Source organism: Neorhizobium galegae (assembly GCF_017877135.1).
Classification (GTDB): Bacteria; Pseudomonadota; Alphaproteobacteria; order Rhizobiales; family Rhizobiaceae; genus Neorhizobium; species Neorhizobium galegae_A.
In genome coordinates, this window is the sequence record NZ_JAGIPH010000013.1 from 61,227 (window position 1) to 75,866 (window position 14,640).

At 61.7% G+C, this 14,640-nt stretch carries 12 protein-coding genes, 1 tRNA gene and 1 pseudogene; 10 read left to right on the forward strand and 4 right to left on the reverse strand.

Annotated elements, in window-relative coordinates; all coding sequences use genetic code 11:
* Nucleotides 1-69 precede the first annotated feature (69 nt).
* On the forward strand, nucleotides 70-1,242 hold the full coding sequence (locus J2858_RS23435; RefSeq protein ID WP_210107297.1) for an MFS transporter: 1,173 nt from the start codon (nucleotides 70-72) through the stop codon (nucleotides 1,240-1,242).
* 72 nt (nucleotides 1,243-1,314) lie between these two features.
* On the opposite strand, the gene J2858_RS23440 is transcribed toward J2858_RS23435, so the two are convergent.
* Nucleotides 1,315-1,944: a TetR/AcrR family transcriptional regulator gene (locus J2858_RS23440; RefSeq protein WP_210107298.1), complete on the reverse strand. Its 630-nt coding sequence runs from the start codon at nucleotides 1,942-1,944 to the stop codon at nucleotides 1,315-1,317.
* 172 nt (nucleotides 1,945-2,116) lie between these two features.
* Between J2858_RS23440 and J2858_RS23445 the strand changes: the two genes are divergently transcribed.
* The 8 genes and pseudogenes from J2858_RS23445 to J2858_RS23480 all read left to right on the forward strand — a co-directional run bounded on the left by J2858_RS23445 (nucleotide 2,117) and on the right by J2858_RS23480 (nucleotide 10,686).
* Nucleotides 2,117-3,019, forward strand: a complete 903-nt coding sequence (locus J2858_RS23445; protein WP_210107299.1) for a BMP family protein — start codon at nucleotides 2,117-2,119, stop codon at nucleotides 3,017-3,019.
* 64 nt (nucleotides 3,020-3,083) lie between these two features.
* Nucleotides 3,084-4,613: an ABC transporter ATP-binding protein gene (locus J2858_RS23450; RefSeq protein ID WP_210107300.1), complete on the forward strand. Its 1,530-nt coding sequence runs from the start codon at nucleotides 3,084-3,086 to the stop codon at nucleotides 4,611-4,613.
* Nucleotides 4,610-5,704 carry an ABC transporter permease gene (locus J2858_RS23455; protein WP_210107301.1) on the forward strand — a complete coding sequence of 365 codons (1,095 nt, stop codon included), beginning with the start codon at nucleotides 4,610-4,612 and terminating at the stop codon, nucleotides 5,702-5,704. The genes J2858_RS23450 and J2858_RS23455 overlap by 4 nt, the downstream gene beginning before the upstream one ends.
* A complete protein-coding gene (locus tag J2858_RS23460; protein WP_210107302.1) occupies nucleotides 5,704-6,630 on the forward strand; it encodes an ABC transporter permease in 927 nt (308 codons plus the stop codon). The genes J2858_RS23455 and J2858_RS23460 overlap by 1 nt, the downstream gene beginning before the upstream one ends.
* Before the next feature lie 11 nt (nucleotides 6,631-6,641).
* Entirely contained in the window at nucleotides 6,642-7,547 is a 906-nt protein-coding gene (locus tag J2858_RS23465) for a polysaccharide deacetylase family protein (RefSeq protein ID WP_210107303.1), read from the forward strand.
* Between the two features lie 102 nt (nucleotides 7,548-7,649).
* Nucleotides 7,650-8,600, forward strand: a complete 951-nt coding sequence (speB, locus tag J2858_RS23470) for an agmatinase (protein ID WP_210107304.1) — start codon at nucleotides 7,650-7,652, stop codon at nucleotides 8,598-8,600.
* 226 nt (nucleotides 8,601-8,826) lie between these two features.
* Nucleotides 8,827-9,042 (forward strand): annotated as a pseudogene (locus tag J2858_RS23475) (PLP-dependent transferase); the annotation flags it as partial.
* Nucleotides 9,043-9,480: 438 nt separating this feature from the next.
* Nucleotides 9,481-10,686, forward strand: a complete 1,206-nt coding sequence (locus J2858_RS23480) for a RhtX/FptX family siderophore transporter (protein WP_245367232.1) — start codon at nucleotides 9,481-9,483, stop codon at nucleotides 10,684-10,686.
* On the opposite strand, the gene J2858_RS23485 is transcribed toward J2858_RS23480, so the two are convergent.
* Complete coding sequence (locus tag J2858_RS23485) at nucleotides 10,658-11,605, reverse strand: helix-turn-helix transcriptional regulator (protein ID WP_210107306.1); 948 nt, start codon at nucleotides 11,603-11,605, stop codon at nucleotides 10,658-10,660. The two genes, J2858_RS23480 and J2858_RS23485, sit on opposite strands and share 29 nt — an antisense overlap.
* Before the next feature lie 214 nt (nucleotides 11,606-11,819).
* On the opposite strand from J2858_RS23485, the gene J2858_RS23490 reads away from it, so the two are divergent.
* The gene (locus tag J2858_RS23490) at nucleotides 11,820-14,075 is read left to right on the forward strand and encodes a TonB-dependent receptor (RefSeq protein ID WP_432443396.1); all 2,256 of its coding nucleotides are present in this window, start codon (nucleotides 11,820-11,822) and stop codon (nucleotides 14,073-14,075) included.
* Here the strand turns inward: J2858_RS23490 and J2858_RS24380 are convergent, their stop codons facing one another.
* Both J2858_RS24380 and J2858_RS23500 read right to left on the reverse strand, forming a co-directional pair.
* On the reverse strand, nucleotides 14,076-14,420 hold the full coding sequence (locus tag J2858_RS24380) for a hypothetical protein (protein WP_432443397.1): 345 nt from the start codon (nucleotides 14,418-14,420) through the stop codon (nucleotides 14,076-14,078). It abuts the gene before it with no gap.
* A 127-nt stretch (nucleotides 14,421-14,547) separates the two neighbouring features.
* Nucleotides 14,548-14,624, reverse strand: a tRNA-Met gene (locus J2858_RS23500).
* Between the last annotated feature and the right edge of the window lie 16 nt (nucleotides 14,625-14,640).

The following is a 14,640-nucleotide window of genomic DNA, read 5'->3' on the forward strand; positions in this document are numbered from 1 at the left end:
AGTGTCTTCGATTGCAGAACAACCGCGTTCACTCGATATTTTCAACCATCAACACAAGAGGACGTCGATATGACTATCCATTATCAACCGACGGCGCTGCCAAAAATGACGACGCCTCTCACCTTCGCCATGGCAGTCGGTGCCGGAGCGGCGGTCGCCAACATCTATTACAACCAGCCAATGCTGGAACTCATCGGCAAGGACCTGCCGCTTGCCGCGACACTGATCTCGCCGGTCACCCAGCTCGGCTACGCTCTGGGTCTGTTCCTTCTGGTCCCCCTCGGCGATATCGTCGAGCGCAAGCGCCTGATCGTCGGTCAATTCCTCACGCTTGCCCTTGCGCTGCTTGGCGTCGCTTACGCCGGCAACACGGCCCTGATCGTGATATTCTCGGCCCTCGTCGGCATATCCTCGACGGTCGCGCAGCAGATCATTCCGTTTGCGGTGCATCTCACTACCCCCTCGAAACGCGGCGCGACGGTTGGAACCCTGCTCTCCGGCGTGCTTGGGGGAATTCTCCTCAGCCGAACGGTCGCGGGCTACATCGGCACACACCTTGGCTGGCGGGAAATGTACATGATCGCGGTCGCGGTCGCCCTCGTCGGCGCCTTGGGCATGTGGGCTATTCTCCCCTCCCTCCCGACCTCGGCCTCAATGCGCTACCGGACCCTGATCTCGTCGATTGGCTCGCTTTGGATGAAGCATCGGGAATTGCGGCGGGCAGCCGTGACCCAGGCGCTGATCTTTGCCGGGTTTTCTGCCTTCTGGACGGCACTGCCCTTTCGCCTGGCGCAACCTGATCTCGGGCTCGGCGCCGAGATCGCCGGCCTCTTTGGCATCGTCGGTGCTGTCGGCGTGATTGCCGCTCCGGTCGCCGGCCGTGTTGCAGACGTGAGAGGTCCCGCCATCGTGGTGCGGCTCGGCGCCATCATCGCTCTTGCTTCCTGGGCACTCTTTGCGGCGTCCCCGACCATCGCCGGCCTTGTCATCGGCGTGATCGCCCTCGATTTTGGCATGCAGAGCGCATTGGTCTCGAACCAGTCTCTGGTCTATGCGCTCGATCCCAGCGCGCGCGCCCGCCTCAACACGGTGCTGATGGGCTCCATGTTCCTCGGCGGTGCGATCGGATCGGCTGTGGCAATCGCAGTCTGGTCGAGCGCAGGCTGGCTCGGTGTCACCGCCCTCGGCGGCCTCGTCAGCGCCATCGCAGTCGCACTTCAGGTCAGGCGGCGGCCGGAATAAACCTGCCACCACGCGACCAGAGACCTGACGAGAAGGAACAGCCAGGAGCGCGCGGAAACATTCGGCGCGCTCTCAGGCAAACAGCCGCCCGAGCTGGTCGAAGTCACGACGCATCAGGGTGTCGATTTCCTCGTCGGTCAGGGAATCATCGCTCATGAACTGCTGGAACCGGGCGTTCTGCAGCAGAAAGACCGTATCGGCTAGGGCATCGGGATCGACCCCGACCGGCAAGGTCCCGGCTTTCAGACAGACACGTGCCCAATGCGCCAGAAAGTCGGTCAAGGCGCGATCGAGTGCCTGATAGCTCCGGCCAAATTCTTCGCTTCCACTCTGAATGGATGCGGCAAGGATCTCCCGCCACACGGGCTTTGGGAGATTGCCCGTTGCGTGGAGGCGCAGACGCTGGGCGAAATCTGCACAATAGCCGAGAAAGTCCGGCGCATCCTGCGTCAATTGCGCCTGCTCTTCGATCAACTGCCGCGTCAGCTTCCGATCACTTTCTTCCACCAGAGCGAGCAAAAGCCCCGCTTTGTGGCCAAAATAATTATAAACCGTCACGCCCGAAATGCCTGCTTCATAGGCAAGCGATTCAATCGTCACGTCACCATAGGGCTCATCGCGAAACTTACGACGCGCGATATCCATGATGAGTTCGCGACGTTGCGCTTTCTTGCGCTCTCTCAGTCCTGCTTCAGCCATCATCTGCCTACTTTTTACCCACTTCTGCGCATCTTTGACCAACAATTGAGCAAAATATTTTATTGACAAAAATATTTTAGTCCATAAATTTTTTTACAACCATAACCAAGGGAACTATGGACATGATTAAAGCTCTGCGCAATGGTTTCGTCGGTGCGGCAATCGCACTGGGGGAATGATCACCCCTGCCGTCGCCGACGACTTCAAGGTTGCGATAGTGCTTCCGGGCGTTATTACGGACAATTCCTTCAACCAGTCCGGCTATGAAGGCGTCAAGGAAGCAGCCCAGAAACTCGGCGTCGAATTCGCCTATAGCGAAAAGACGGCACAGCCAGACCAGCCACAGGCACTGGCAGATTATGCCCGCCGCGGCTACAAGCTGGTCATCGGCCATGGCGGCGAATTCCAGGATGCCGTCGATCGCATCGCAAGCCGCTTCCCCGATACGAAGTTCCTGGTGGTCAACGGCGTGAAGGCCGGCAAGAACGTGGCCGTCGTTAGCTACGACTTCCCCTCCATGGGCTATGCGATGGGCTATGTCGCGGGCAAGACCTCCCAGACCGGCAAGGCGGGCTATATCGGCGCGCAGAAGCTGAAATTCTACGTCGAACTCGGCGAAGGTTTCGAGAAGGGCTTCAAGGCCGCCCGCCCCGATGGTTCGGTCATGACCGCCTGGACCAATGACTGGGACGACGTCGCCAAAGGCAAGGAAGCAGCCCTCAACCTGATCGGCCAAGGCGCCGACGTGATCTTCCCGTCGATGGACAATGCCGTGGTCGGCAGCCTCCAGGGCGCCAAGGAACAGGGAAAGATGGCGATCGGCATCTATTACGATGCGATCAAGGACTGGCCGGACACGGTGATCCAGTCCGCTGTCTTCGACATGCGCGGCGCGCTCGGCGAAGTCATCGCCCTTGCAAAGGACGGCAAGCTCGAAGCAAAGCCCTACATCTTCAGCTTCGACCACAAGAACGCCACCCGTCTCGGCACCTACGGCCCGAAGGTTCCGGCCTCCGTACCGGCCGAAGTGGATGCCCTTCTGCCGAAGCTTGCTTCGGGCGAAATCTCGGCGAAATAATCCTGGTCGCCGGCAGCAGCAGCCTTGCTGCCGGCAATCCCACCTTCAGCAAGAGATTGGTTGCATGACGGCTCCCGCCCTTCGCCTCACCGGTGTCGGAAAACTGTTCGGCGAATTCCGCGCCCTTGACGCGGTCGACATGACGGTGACCGCAGGCACGATCCACTCCATTCTTGGGGAGAACGGCGCCGGCAAGACGACGCTGATGAACATCCTCTACGGTCTCTACGAGCCTGAGGAAGGTCAGGTGGAGGTGTTTGGAAAGCCGGTGAGCATCCCCTCCCCGCGTGCCGCACTCGATCACGGCATCGGCATGATCCATCAGCATTTCATGCTGGTCGATACGCTTTCGGTCGTCGAGAACATCATTCTGGGCCTGCCCGGCCAGGGTTTGCGCCTGTCTCTCGACGCACATGCCGAAAAGATCGGCGCCCTGTCCCGTCACTACGGCTTCGACATCAATCTTCATGCTCCGGTCTGGACGCTGCCCATGGGCATGCGCCAGCGGGTTGAGATCCTCAAAGCGCTCCACCGGGAGGCGCAGATCATCATCTTCGACGAGCCGACCAGTATTCTGGCGCCTCAGGAAGTGGATGGCCTGCTGCAGGGCCTTCGCCGGCTGCGCCAGGAGGGCAAGACGGTCATTCTCATCACCCACAAGCTCGAAGAGGTGGTTGCCGTGGCGGACCGGATCACGGTCATGCGCTCCGGCCGCGTCGTTGCCGAGCAGCCGGTCGCGGGGCTGGAAAAATCCGACATGGCACGGCTGATGGTCGGACGCGATGTCGCACTCTCCTCCTATGACGTGGAACGGCCGGAACCTGGCGAGGTCGTGCTTGATGCCCGACATCTCGAAGCCACCAACAGCCATGGAGTTCCCGCCCTCAAGCGCGTCTCCTTCCAGATCCGTGCCGGAGAGATCCTCGGCATCGCCGGTGTCGACGGCAACGGGCAATCAGAGCTTGCAGAAGTGCTGACCGGCATGCGGCACCCGGACGGTGGCGCGCTGACGCTGAAGGGCACAGACCTTCTTCCGCTGACCGTCGACCAGCGCCGCCATGATGCAAAGATCTCCTATATCCCCGAGGACCGGCACCATACCGGCCTCGTCCTCGATCTTCCCGTCTGGCAGAACGCGGCCCTGCGCGACTTCCGCCGGTCCCCATTTTCGTGGAAGGGATGGCTGAGGCCCCGGCGCCTGCGCGAAATCGCCGCCGACTGGGTCAAGCGCTATGACGTGCGGTTGCGCGGGCTGGATCAGGCGGTGCGCTTCCTCTCCGGCGGCAACCAGCAGAAGCTGATCTTTGCCCGGGAAATCGAAGCAGGCCCCACCGTGATGGTGGTCATGCAGCCCACCAAGGGCGTCGATGTCGGCGCCATCGAACTCATCCAGCGCACCATCCTCAAAGCGCGGGCGCAAGGCGTGGCCATTCTCTACATCTCGACCGAGCTCGAACATATTCTCGCCGTGGCCGATCACGTTGCCGTCATTTGCGGCGGCCAGTTTACCGGGATCCTGCCGCGCAGCGAAGCGACGCTCGAGCGTGTCGGCAGCCTGATGACCGGCATCAGCGAAACTCCGGAGGCCGCATGATCCGCATCGTTGCAACGCTGTATGCCCTGCGCACCGTCTGGGCTCTCTTTCTCGCTTTCGGCCTCGGGGCGCTCCTGATCGCGGTGTCCGGCGGCAATCCGCTTTCGGCCTATTCGGCCCTGATCGAAGGCGCCTTCCTCGACTACTGGGGCATTTCCGGCACGCTGGTGAAGATGTCCCCAATCCTGCTTGCGGGGCTTGCGGTCATCCTGTCCCTGCGCGGCGGATTGCTCAATCTCGGCGTCGAGGGCCAGATCTATATGGGCGGCCTGTTCTCCTCCAGTGTGGCACTTTACGTGACCGGTCTTCCGACACTGCTCCACCTCGTGCTTGCGATCCTTGCCGGCGCGCTTGCCGGCGGTGTCTGGGGTATGATCGCCGGCCTGCTGAAGGCAAAGCGCGGCATCAACGAGGTCATCGTCACGCTGCTCCTCAATTTCGTCGCGATCAATCTCGTCAGCTATTTCGCCGGCGGCCCGATGATGCAGGAGGGCGCGCCCTATCCCTATTCCGAGGAAATCCCGGAAGGTCTCTTCCTGCCGATCATCCTGCCGATGACCGATGCGCATCTCGGTGTAGTTCTGGGCGTCGTGCTGGCGGTCGTGCTGTGGGTGCTTCTGCGGTCCTCCACGCTCGGCTTCGGTCTTGATCTCGTCGGGCGCAACCCGCAGGCGGCGCACTATGCCGGCGTCAATGTCGGGCACACGGTGATCATGACCATGTTTCTCTCCGGCACCCTCGGCGGCCTGGCCGGCAGCTTTGAGGTTCTCGGTCTCAAGCACCGTCTCTACCACCTGTTTTCCGCGGGTTTCGGCTTTGACGGCATCGTCGTCGCCTTCATGGCGCAGCTCAATCCGCTGATGTCGGTGGTTACCGCCTTCTTCCTCAGCGGCCTGAAAAGCGGCGCCCTGATGATGCAGCGCGCCATCGGCCTTGAAAGCACCGTCGTCGATGCGGTGATCGGGATCGTCATCATCTGCGTCGCCGCCTCCCAGGCCTTCGTCTTCAAGGCCGACCAGTGGCGGGCCTGGTTTAGCAGACGCCAGAGGCTTGACGCCGCGCTGGCCGCTCAACCGCAGGAGACCAGGTGATGGATCTGGCGTTTCTCACCGATTTCCTTGCCTCTTCGCTGAGGCTGTCGATACCGCTTGTCTTCGCGGCCATCGGCGTCGTCTGGGCCGAACGCTCCGGCGTGTTCAACATCGCCATCGAAGGCTGCATTCTCGGCGGTGCCTTCGGGGCGGCAATCGGGACGTGGTGGTTCGGCGATCCGCTGGGCGGGCTCCTGATGGCGCTTGTCGTGGCCGGTCTGCTCGGTCTGCTGCTCGGCGGGCTTGCTGTCGGCCTCGGCATCCATCAGCTGGTCGCAGGCATTGCCATCAACCTGCTCGTCAGCGGCATGACGGCCTATCTCGCCCGCCAGATCCTGGGGGCAAGCGCGACCGCCCCGCTGCCGGGCTTCGGCGTCTGGCCGATACCGCTCCTGTCCGCCCTTCCGTTCGTCGGCCCCATCCTGTTCATCCAAGGGCCGCTTGCCTATCTCGCCTATCTCGCCGTGCCCCTTGCCTGGTGGCTTCTCTACCGCACACCCTGGGGCCTGCTTCTGCGCGCGGCCGGCGATCAGCCCATGGCGGTCGATACGGCCGGTGTCGACGTGCAGCGGCTACGTTATGTTTCGGTGATCGGCTCCAGCATGCTGGGGGGTCTCGGCGGCGCCTATATCGTGCTGTCCCAGGTCCATGTGTTCACCGAAAACATGAGCGCCGGCAAAGGTTTCATCGCGCTTGGGGCGGTCATTCTCGGCCGCTGGAACCCACTCGGCGCGGCGATTGCCTGCCTTGCCTTCGGCATGGCGGACGCAACCCAGCTCCGGCTGCAATTCGGCAGCCCGGACATTCCCTATCAGCTGTTCTCCACCCTGCCCTTCATCGCGGCGCTGGTGGCGCTTGTCCTGATGTCGGGCAAGGTTCACGCCCCGGCCGCCGTGGGCAAGAAGTTCGAGCGCAGCGGCAAATGAAAGGCTAATCCATGATCTCAAATCCCGTACCGTGGCCCAATGGCGCCAAATGCGCCGCCTGCGTCACCTTCGACATGGATGCCGAGAGCCTGATCCACATCGATCACCCGGAAGACGGCTACAAGCGGGCGTCTGCCCTCTCCATGCTCCAATACGGCCCGACCGTTGCCATTCCGCGCATTGTCGAAACCTATCGGCAGCTCGGCATCCGGCAGACCTTCTTCATCCCGGCCTGGTGCATCGAGCGCTATCCGCAGGCGATCGAGACCATCCTGGCCGGCGGCCACGAGATCGCACAGCACGGTTTCCTGCATGAGAACCCGGTCAGGCAGAGCGCCGACGAACAGGCCTACTGGCTCGATTGGTCCAGCGAGGTCATCCAGCGGGTGACGGGAAAGGCGCCGCGCGGCTTCCGTGCGCCACTCTACAATTTCTCCGACCAGACGGCACGCCTGCTGGTCGAGCGCGGTTTTCAGTATGACAGCTCGCTGATGGCCGACGACGTGCCCTATCTCGTCAAGGCCGCCGACGGCGATTTCGTCGAATTGCCGACCCATTGGGGGGTCGATGACTGGCCGCAATATGTCCAGTCGATGGATCTCGACTACATGATGCCGATCCGCGCGCCGAGCCACGGGTTTGAGATTTTCCGCGAGGAATTCGAGGCCGCCTATCGCTATGGCGGGCTCTGGATCCCGGTCGTCCATCCCTTCGCGACCGGTCGCCTGGCGCGCTGGCATGTGGTGAGCCGGTTCCTTCAAGAGGCCGTCTCCCGCGGCGACGTCTGGTTCGCGCCGATGGAAGAGATCGCCGCCCATGTACGCGATGTCACGGCAAAAGGCCTCTACGTGCCCCGCGAGATCCCGATGCCGCAATATGACGGCCCGGTCAGGGTTTCAGCGCCCGCTTTCCTTTGACGATCAGACAAGGGCCGCTGCCGCATTGCCTGCGGCAGGACCTGGCCCGATCCATCAATCCGGGACGCAAGGCTCCCGCAGCACAGCACGAAAGGATATGCCATGGCAGCCCATGGGTACGATTCCGGGAGGCTCAATCTCCCCTTCGTCGGCATCTCGACCTTCGCCAAGAGCCCCTATGTGGAGAACTGGGATGCCATCGACGCCGATGTGGCGATCCTTGGCGCTCCCTTCGACTTCGGGACCCAGTGGCGCTCGGGCGCTCGGTTCGGGCCGCGTGGCATTCGCGAGGCGTCCACCCTCTTTGCCTTCGGCCATGCCGGTGCCTATGACCATGAGGACGACGTCACCTACCTGGAAGGTGTGCGGATGGTCGATCTCGGCGATGCCGACATCGTCCATACCGACACGATGAAAAGCCATGCCAATATCGAATATGGCGTGCGCAAGATCCTGGCGGCCGGCGCCCTGCCCGTCGTTCTCGGCGGCGACCATTCGATCAACATTCCCTGCATCAACGCCTTCAGCGAGCAGGAACCGATCCATGTCGTGCAGTTCGACGCCCATCTCGACTTCGTCGATGAGCGCCACGGCGTCCGTTTCGGTCATGGCAGCCCGCTGCGCCGGGCCTCGGAAAAGCCCTGGGTGACCGGCATGACGCAGCTCGGCATCCGCAACGTCTCCTCGACCGCCAAGGAAGGCTACGACTATGCCCGGGCTCAGGGCTCCGACATCCTTTCGGTCCGCCAGATCCGCAAGCTCGGCGTCGATGCGGTTCTGGAGCGTATTCCGGCCGGCAAGCGCTATTACCTGACGATCGATATCGACGGCTTCGACCCCTCGATTGCGCCCGGGACAGGCACGCCGAGCCATGGCGGCTTCATCTATTACGAAGTGCTGGAGCTCATCGCAGGTCTTGCCAAGCGCGGCCCGATCGTCGGCGTCGACCTCGTCGAAGTTGCGCCGGACTACGACCATACCGGTTCGACCGCGATCCTTGCAGCTCAGCTGTTGCTCAACACGATCGGCCGGATCTTCATCAACAACGGTTGATGATGGTGTTTGCAGAAACGGCATTGGCGAGAGTCCAAGACTCCCGCCGGCGCTGAACCCGATGCTTTCGACAAGTGTTGTCCGGCTTCCGATCCGGGCGCGCGCAGCGTTCAGCAGGAAACAGCCCGGTGCTTTGCAGACAGCCTCGGTTGGAGTTTCCGCTGCCGACTCAAAGTGGGTCCATGGTCCGCGTCGGTGGATGACCTCAGCATTCTTGTGATTGTTGCGCTTCATCGATGCGCTGAAGTTGTTCTACCACCTCGCCAATATCGGTGACGCACGTTCGCTGGCGATCCATCCCTCGACCACCACGCACTCCCAGCTTTCAATCGAGGACCAGCTGGCGACCGGCGTCACCCCCGGCTACGTCCGCCTCTCCATCGGCACCGAACATCCGGACGACCTGATTTCCGATCTCTCCCAGGCCATAGAGACGGCCTGATCCATTGCAGAGGATGAGGCATGAGGGGCCGGGCGGCAAACCGCCCGGCCCGCCAAGTCATCTCGACGAACGAAAGCCCGGATCTTATCCGGCGAATTCGCTACGGAGGCCAAACGCGAAAAGCTCCTCAGCGATTATGCTGAGGAGCTTTTGACGTGTTTTTCCTGAGTGGGAGAATTTACAAGTTTTTTGGTTGCGGGCTTGGGCGGCCGGTTCAACACAGCTGTTTCGTCAAGTGCAAAACTTTTCGCCCTGAGATCATTCGCTCCAATCCGCAAGCAGTTCGCCTGTGTCCAAGCGCGAGCGATAGCCGACGGCTAAAGAAGAGCTACACACTCCGCTTTACAGCAGCCGGAACCGCCCATGTCATTGCCCGTCCCATCGACCATAGATCAAGACGCACCTGCCGGAGCGGCAGGATCGGCACCACAAGGCGGCATGAGCCGGCTTTATGCCGTGCTGGCCGGTCTCTATCTCGCTCAGGGCATCCCGACCTATCTGCTGCTTGTCGCGCTTCCGCCGCTGATGCGCGAGGCCGGTGCCTCGCGCACCGCCATCGGCCTGTTTTCGCTGCTGATGCTGCCGCTGGTCCTCAAATTCGCCGTTGCACCGTTTGTCGATCGCCATAGGCTCTTGCCCCGCTTCGGCCATCGCCGGGGCTGGATCGTGCCGACCCAGGCGCTGGTGTCGCTTTGCATTGCCGCCATGGCCTTGTTCGATCCATCCCAGGCATTGCCGCTCTTCGGCCTCGGCCTCTTCATCACGCTTCTGTCGTCGCTGCAGGATATCGCCACCGATGGGTATGCCGTGCGCAACCTGAAGGGACGCGCGCGCGCCGTCGGCAATGCCGTGCAGGCCGGGGCCGTCGCGCTCGGCGTCATCATCGGCGGTACGCTGGTTCTGGTGCTCGTGCAAAAGATCGGCTGGACGCCGACCATTCTCACCGTCGCAGTCCTGTCGCTCCTGCCGCTCGTTGCCACGCTCTACATGACGGAAGACAATGCGTTTGCGCGCACCGATCCGACGCAGGCGAAGCCCAGCCTCAAGGCCTTTTTCCGCCGTCCCCACGCCTGGCTGATCCTCGGCTTTGCGCTCACCTACCGCGCAAGCGAAGGCCTCGTGCGCGGCATGGAGGGCGCCTATCTCGTCGACATCCAGGTTCCGACGGCCTGGATCGGTTATCTCTCCGGCACGGCGGCTGCGACGGCGGGACTTGCCGGTGCGCTGCTTGCCGCCATCATCATCCGAAGGCTTGGCCTCGGCACGACGCTGCTTTTGCTCGGCGGCTTGCGCAGCCTGTGCTTCCTCGCCTTTTCCCTCAATGCCTTCGGTTTGGCGCCCGGCATTGCCGTGGCGCTCGCCGCCTCCGGTTTCCAGACGCTGATCCGCTACATGGAACTCGTCGCGATCTATTCCTTCTTCATGAAATCCGCCTCCGACCACCAGCCGGGCACCGATTTCACGCTCCTCGCCTGCGCGGAACTGGTGGTTTACATCATCGGGACGTCGCTCGCCGGCATCATCGCCGATCGTGTCGGCTATGCCTGGCTCTTCTCGCTGGCAACGGTGATCTCGGTCCTCGGCATCGCGCTGTCGCTCTCGATGCTGCGACGGCTCAAGCCGCCGGCCGAACCTGCCGCTTGAGGTCCGACGGCCGGATCTGATAGCGCGCCCGGAACGACCGGTTGAAATAGGACAGGTCGTTGAAGCCGCATTGATAGGCGACGTCTGCGATCGACAGGCGCTCGCCCGAGGCCATCATCAATGCCTTCGCCCGCTCCAGCCGCCGCTCCAGCACATGGCGGGAAAAGGTCGTGCCCTCGCGCGAAAACAGCTTCTGGATTGCCCGCGGCGTGACCCCCTCGGCCAGGGCCACGTCGTTGATCGAAAAGCCTCCATCGCCCAGGCGGGCGTCGATCAGCGCGCGGATGCGGGCCAGCCGATTATCCGGGATCATCTCTTTCGCCCCGCCTCCCAGAGCTTGCGAGAGAAGCGGCAGGAAATCGTAGAAATGGCTGACCATCATGGCCACATCTTCGGCCGTCTGCTGCTCGCTTTGCAGCAGATAGCCGGCATAGCTGGTCATCATGTGCAGCGGCAGAGTGGCGGCGGACACTGTCTTCAACATCAGCGGCTCGATCGTCGCGCGGTGGCGCTCGATGGCCTGTTCGGGCAGATGCGCGCAGTCCAGGCGCCCTCCGTCTGCCAAGGTGATGCGCAATCCGCTGAGCGCCGGCAGGAAGACCACATCGCCGCTTTCCCCTTCGATCCACACCTGCGCCTGCTCCACCACAATAGGCTGGCCAACCGAGCGCAGCAGCAACACGCCGCGGTCCCGGCTTCCCTCACAGGTGAGCGTCACCGGTGTCTTCGGAAAGTAGACGGTCGCCAAGGACAGAAGCGGGGCTTGCCAGTACAGACCATTAAGGCCGCTCAAGTCATCTGCATCGAAGCTGACGCTCGTTCCTCTCGTCATGTCGATAAGGATGCTGCCGCACAGCGCTCGGGCATCCGTGTCGGACAGGGCTGATGAGCCGAACTTCAAGGGGCGGATCAAGCTCATGCGAATGGTCAACTTTCCTCCGGGAACTTCGCGCTGGTCCAACCCAGGTTCGCCTCCATCCAAGCGCGAGCTGCGGCCATGTCCTAAAGATGACTGAAGCAGTAATGTTTTATCTCGCGCCGCTCAAGTCTCAAGCGTCGCGAAAATGTGAGTGATGAGGGGATCTATGACTTTCAGTGGGGAACAAAGGCGTGAACTGGCAAAGACCCACGCCTTGGCACGCTCGAGCACAGCGTTGACCGCGCTTGCGGTGGTGGCGTTTCTGGCGGCCGCGGATGCAGGCCTTGCGCAGGATGCGGCCGGCGAAGACGCCGTAACGGCGACCGAACCATCCGGCGAAACCGTTCTTGACCGCATCGTCCTCACCGGCAGCCGCGCTCCGGAAAAGATCTCCGAGATCGCGCGCACCATCAAGGTTGTCGACGAAGCCGAGATCAAGGCCGCCGCGCTGCAGGGCAAGAGCCTGCAGCAGATCCTCGCCGAAACCGTACCGAGCTTCGATGCGGCCAGTGAGGGGTCCCGGACCAATTACGGCCAGAACCTGCGCGGTCGCACGGCACTTGTGCTGATCGACGGTGTCTCGCTCAATTCCGCCCGTGGCCTCAGCCGCCAATTCGATTCGATCGACCCGTTCAATATTGCCCGCGTGGAGGTGCTATCCGGCGCCACCGCAATTTATGGCGGCAATGCCACCGGCGGCATCATCAACATCATCACCAAGAAGGGCCGGGACGCGGGCGATGGCCTGCATGCCGAAACCCAGGCCGGCATTGTCGGCGGCTTCCGGGGGAGCCAGGATCTCGACCGCAACGCGGCCGGCGCCGTCACCTATAACAGCGCCAACTGGGACGCCCGCCTGTCGGTCTCCGGCAACCGAACCGGTGCCTACTACGATGGCTCTGGCGAAATGGTGACGCCCGACATCACCCAATCCTCGACCGCTTTCAACAAGCGCATAGACGTGATGGGCTCGGTCGGGGTGCAGATCGACGAGGATCGCCGCCTCGACGCGACCATGCAGTATTTCGACAGTGCCCAACACAGCGATTACGGCCTCTATTACGGCCCCTACCTCTCCGGTCTCACCAATCCGAGCCTGTTCGAAGCCCGCTCCGGCTATTCCTCCGATGTCGAGCCCCAGACCCGCCGCAAGATGCTGGCGCTGAGCTACACCGATGCCGATTTCCTCGGCCAGCAACTGTTGCTGCAGGGGGCGATACGATCAGAGGATATCGTCTTCAACCCCTTCCCTTCGACGGGAACGCAGGCCGGCACCTATTTCGGCGCCAGCCAGCAGACGACGGATTACTATAGCTTCAAGGCGGCCATGGTGTCGGAACTCACGGACACCGTGACACTGACCTACGGCGTCGATGCCGATCGTGACAGTTTCTCGGCTGACCAGTCGATTTTCAATCTGACGACGGCGGTTGTGTCCGGCGGTCTGGATTTCGACACGATTGGCGTTACCGGCCTCTATCCGGATATCGATGTTTCGACGATTGCCGGCTTTGCCGAAGCCTCCTGGGAGGCGACGGACCGGCTGACGGTCAGCGGCGGCTTGCGCTACCAGTTTGCCAAGACGGAAGTCGGCGATTTCGTTGGTGCCGCCCAGCAGGTGGCGATCCTCAATGGCGCGGCGACTTCGGCCGATGCCATCCCTGGTGGGGAAGTCGACTATGACGCACTGCTCCTGAATGCCGGCGCAAAGTATGACCTCACTCCAGACCAGCAGGTCTATGCGAACTTCTCGCAAGGGTTCGAACTGCCGGACCCCGCCAAGTATTATGGGGTCGGCACGTACACACTGTCCAACGGACATTACGTTCTCAACAATAGCGTCAACGTCTCCACCTCGGCACTCGAGGCGATCAAGACCGACAGTTTCGAAGTCGGATTCCGTCATGACGACGGCAGCTTCAATATCGCAACAGCCGCCTATTACTCCACCTCCGACCGCTCGATCAGCCTCAATCGCACGACGCTGACCATCGAGATGAACGACGAGAAGCGTCGGGTCTACGGTATCGAGGCAGAGGCTGGTTACAAGTTCGACAACGGTTTCGATATCGGTCTGCTCGGCCACTGGGTGAAGTCGGAAAAGAAGGGGGACGATGGCTGGTACAAGGAATCGGTCGGCACGGCGAGCACGTCGAAGGCCGGCGGCCACATCGGCTGGGGCAACGAAGCACTTTCCGTCCGGCTGACCGGCGAGCATGTCTTCAGTCTGAAGGATGATGCCGGCTACGAGATCGAGGGCTACAATCTCTTCAATCTCGGCGGGCGCTATACCTTCGCCGAACAGGCAACGACGATCAATTTCGGCATTCAGAACCTGTTCGATACGGATTACACCACGGTCTGGGGCTCTCGCGCCAAGGCGCTCTATGGCGGACTGGTGGATGAATCGGTCTTCGACTATCACGGCCGCGGCCGCACCTTCGCAATTTCCATTACCAAGGTCTTCTGATCAAACACGAGATGGCGCGGAAAAGGATCTGCGCCATCTCCGGCGGCAGTGGGGCGGAGCCCAGCCGAAGAGTGAATAGCCCAAAGATTTGTAGACGGCTTCTTTCCTGAATTGGAGCAGGAAGAGCATCATGAGAAAATCGAATTCACCGAAGAATTTAAGCGTGACGCTGTGCGTCAGATCGTAGAGCGAGGCCATCCAGTTGCAGAGGTTTCGCAGCGGCTGAGCGTGAGTCAGCATTTTGCCTGACCTTGCATTCTGCAAGTGCACGGCGACATCGCGACGATCATGGCGTTGATGGATGTGATCGACATCATGCAGCGGCAGATTGTGGCCTTCGCCCACAACGATCTCCTGAGCCGGATTGCCTCGGGCGAGATCGATACGGAGCAGAAACGCAAAAAGCTCCTCAGCGAATATGCTGAGGAGCTTTTGAAGAAGTTTCCCGATTGGGATAGTTTGCCGATATTTTTGGTTGCGGGGGCAGGATTTGAACCTGCGGCCTTCAGGTTATGAGCCTGACGAGCTACCGGGCTGCTCCACCCCGCGTTATTTTTTTCCGGGT

Coding starts and splice junctions, on each gene's coding strand:
- J2858_RS23435 (WP_210107297.1), top strand. CDS start 70: ATGACTATCCATTATCAACCGACGGCGCTGCCAAAAATGACGACGCCT.
- J2858_RS23440 (WP_210107298.1), bottom strand. CDS start 1,944: ATGATGGCTGAAGCAGGACTGAGAGAGCGCAAGAAAGCGCAACGTCGC.
- J2858_RS23445 (WP_210107299.1), top strand. CDS start 2,117: ATGATCACCCCTGCCGTCGCCGACGACTTCAAGGTTGCGATAGTGCTT.
- J2858_RS23450 (WP_210107300.1), top strand. CDS start 3,084: ATGACGGCTCCCGCCCTTCGCCTCACCGGTGTCGGAAAACTGTTCGGC.
- J2858_RS23455 (WP_210107301.1), top strand. CDS start 4,610: ATGATCCGCATCGTTGCAACGCTGTATGCCCTGCGCACCGTCTGGGCT.
- J2858_RS23460 (WP_210107302.1), top strand. CDS start 5,704: ATGGATCTGGCGTTTCTCACCGATTTCCTTGCCTCTTCGCTGAGGCTG.
- J2858_RS23465 (WP_210107303.1), top strand. CDS start 6,642: ATGATCTCAAATCCCGTACCGTGGCCCAATGGCGCCAAATGCGCCGCC.
- speB (WP_210107304.1), top strand. CDS start 7,650: ATGGCAGCCCATGGGTACGATTCCGGGAGGCTCAATCTCCCCTTCGTC.
- J2858_RS23480 (WP_245367232.1), top strand. CDS start 9,481: ATGAGCCGGCTTTATGCCGTGCTGGCCGGTCTCTATCTCGCTCAGGGC.
- J2858_RS23485 (WP_210107306.1), bottom strand. CDS start 11,605: ATGAGCTTGATCCGCCCCTTGAAGTTCGGCTCATCAGCCCTGTCCGAC.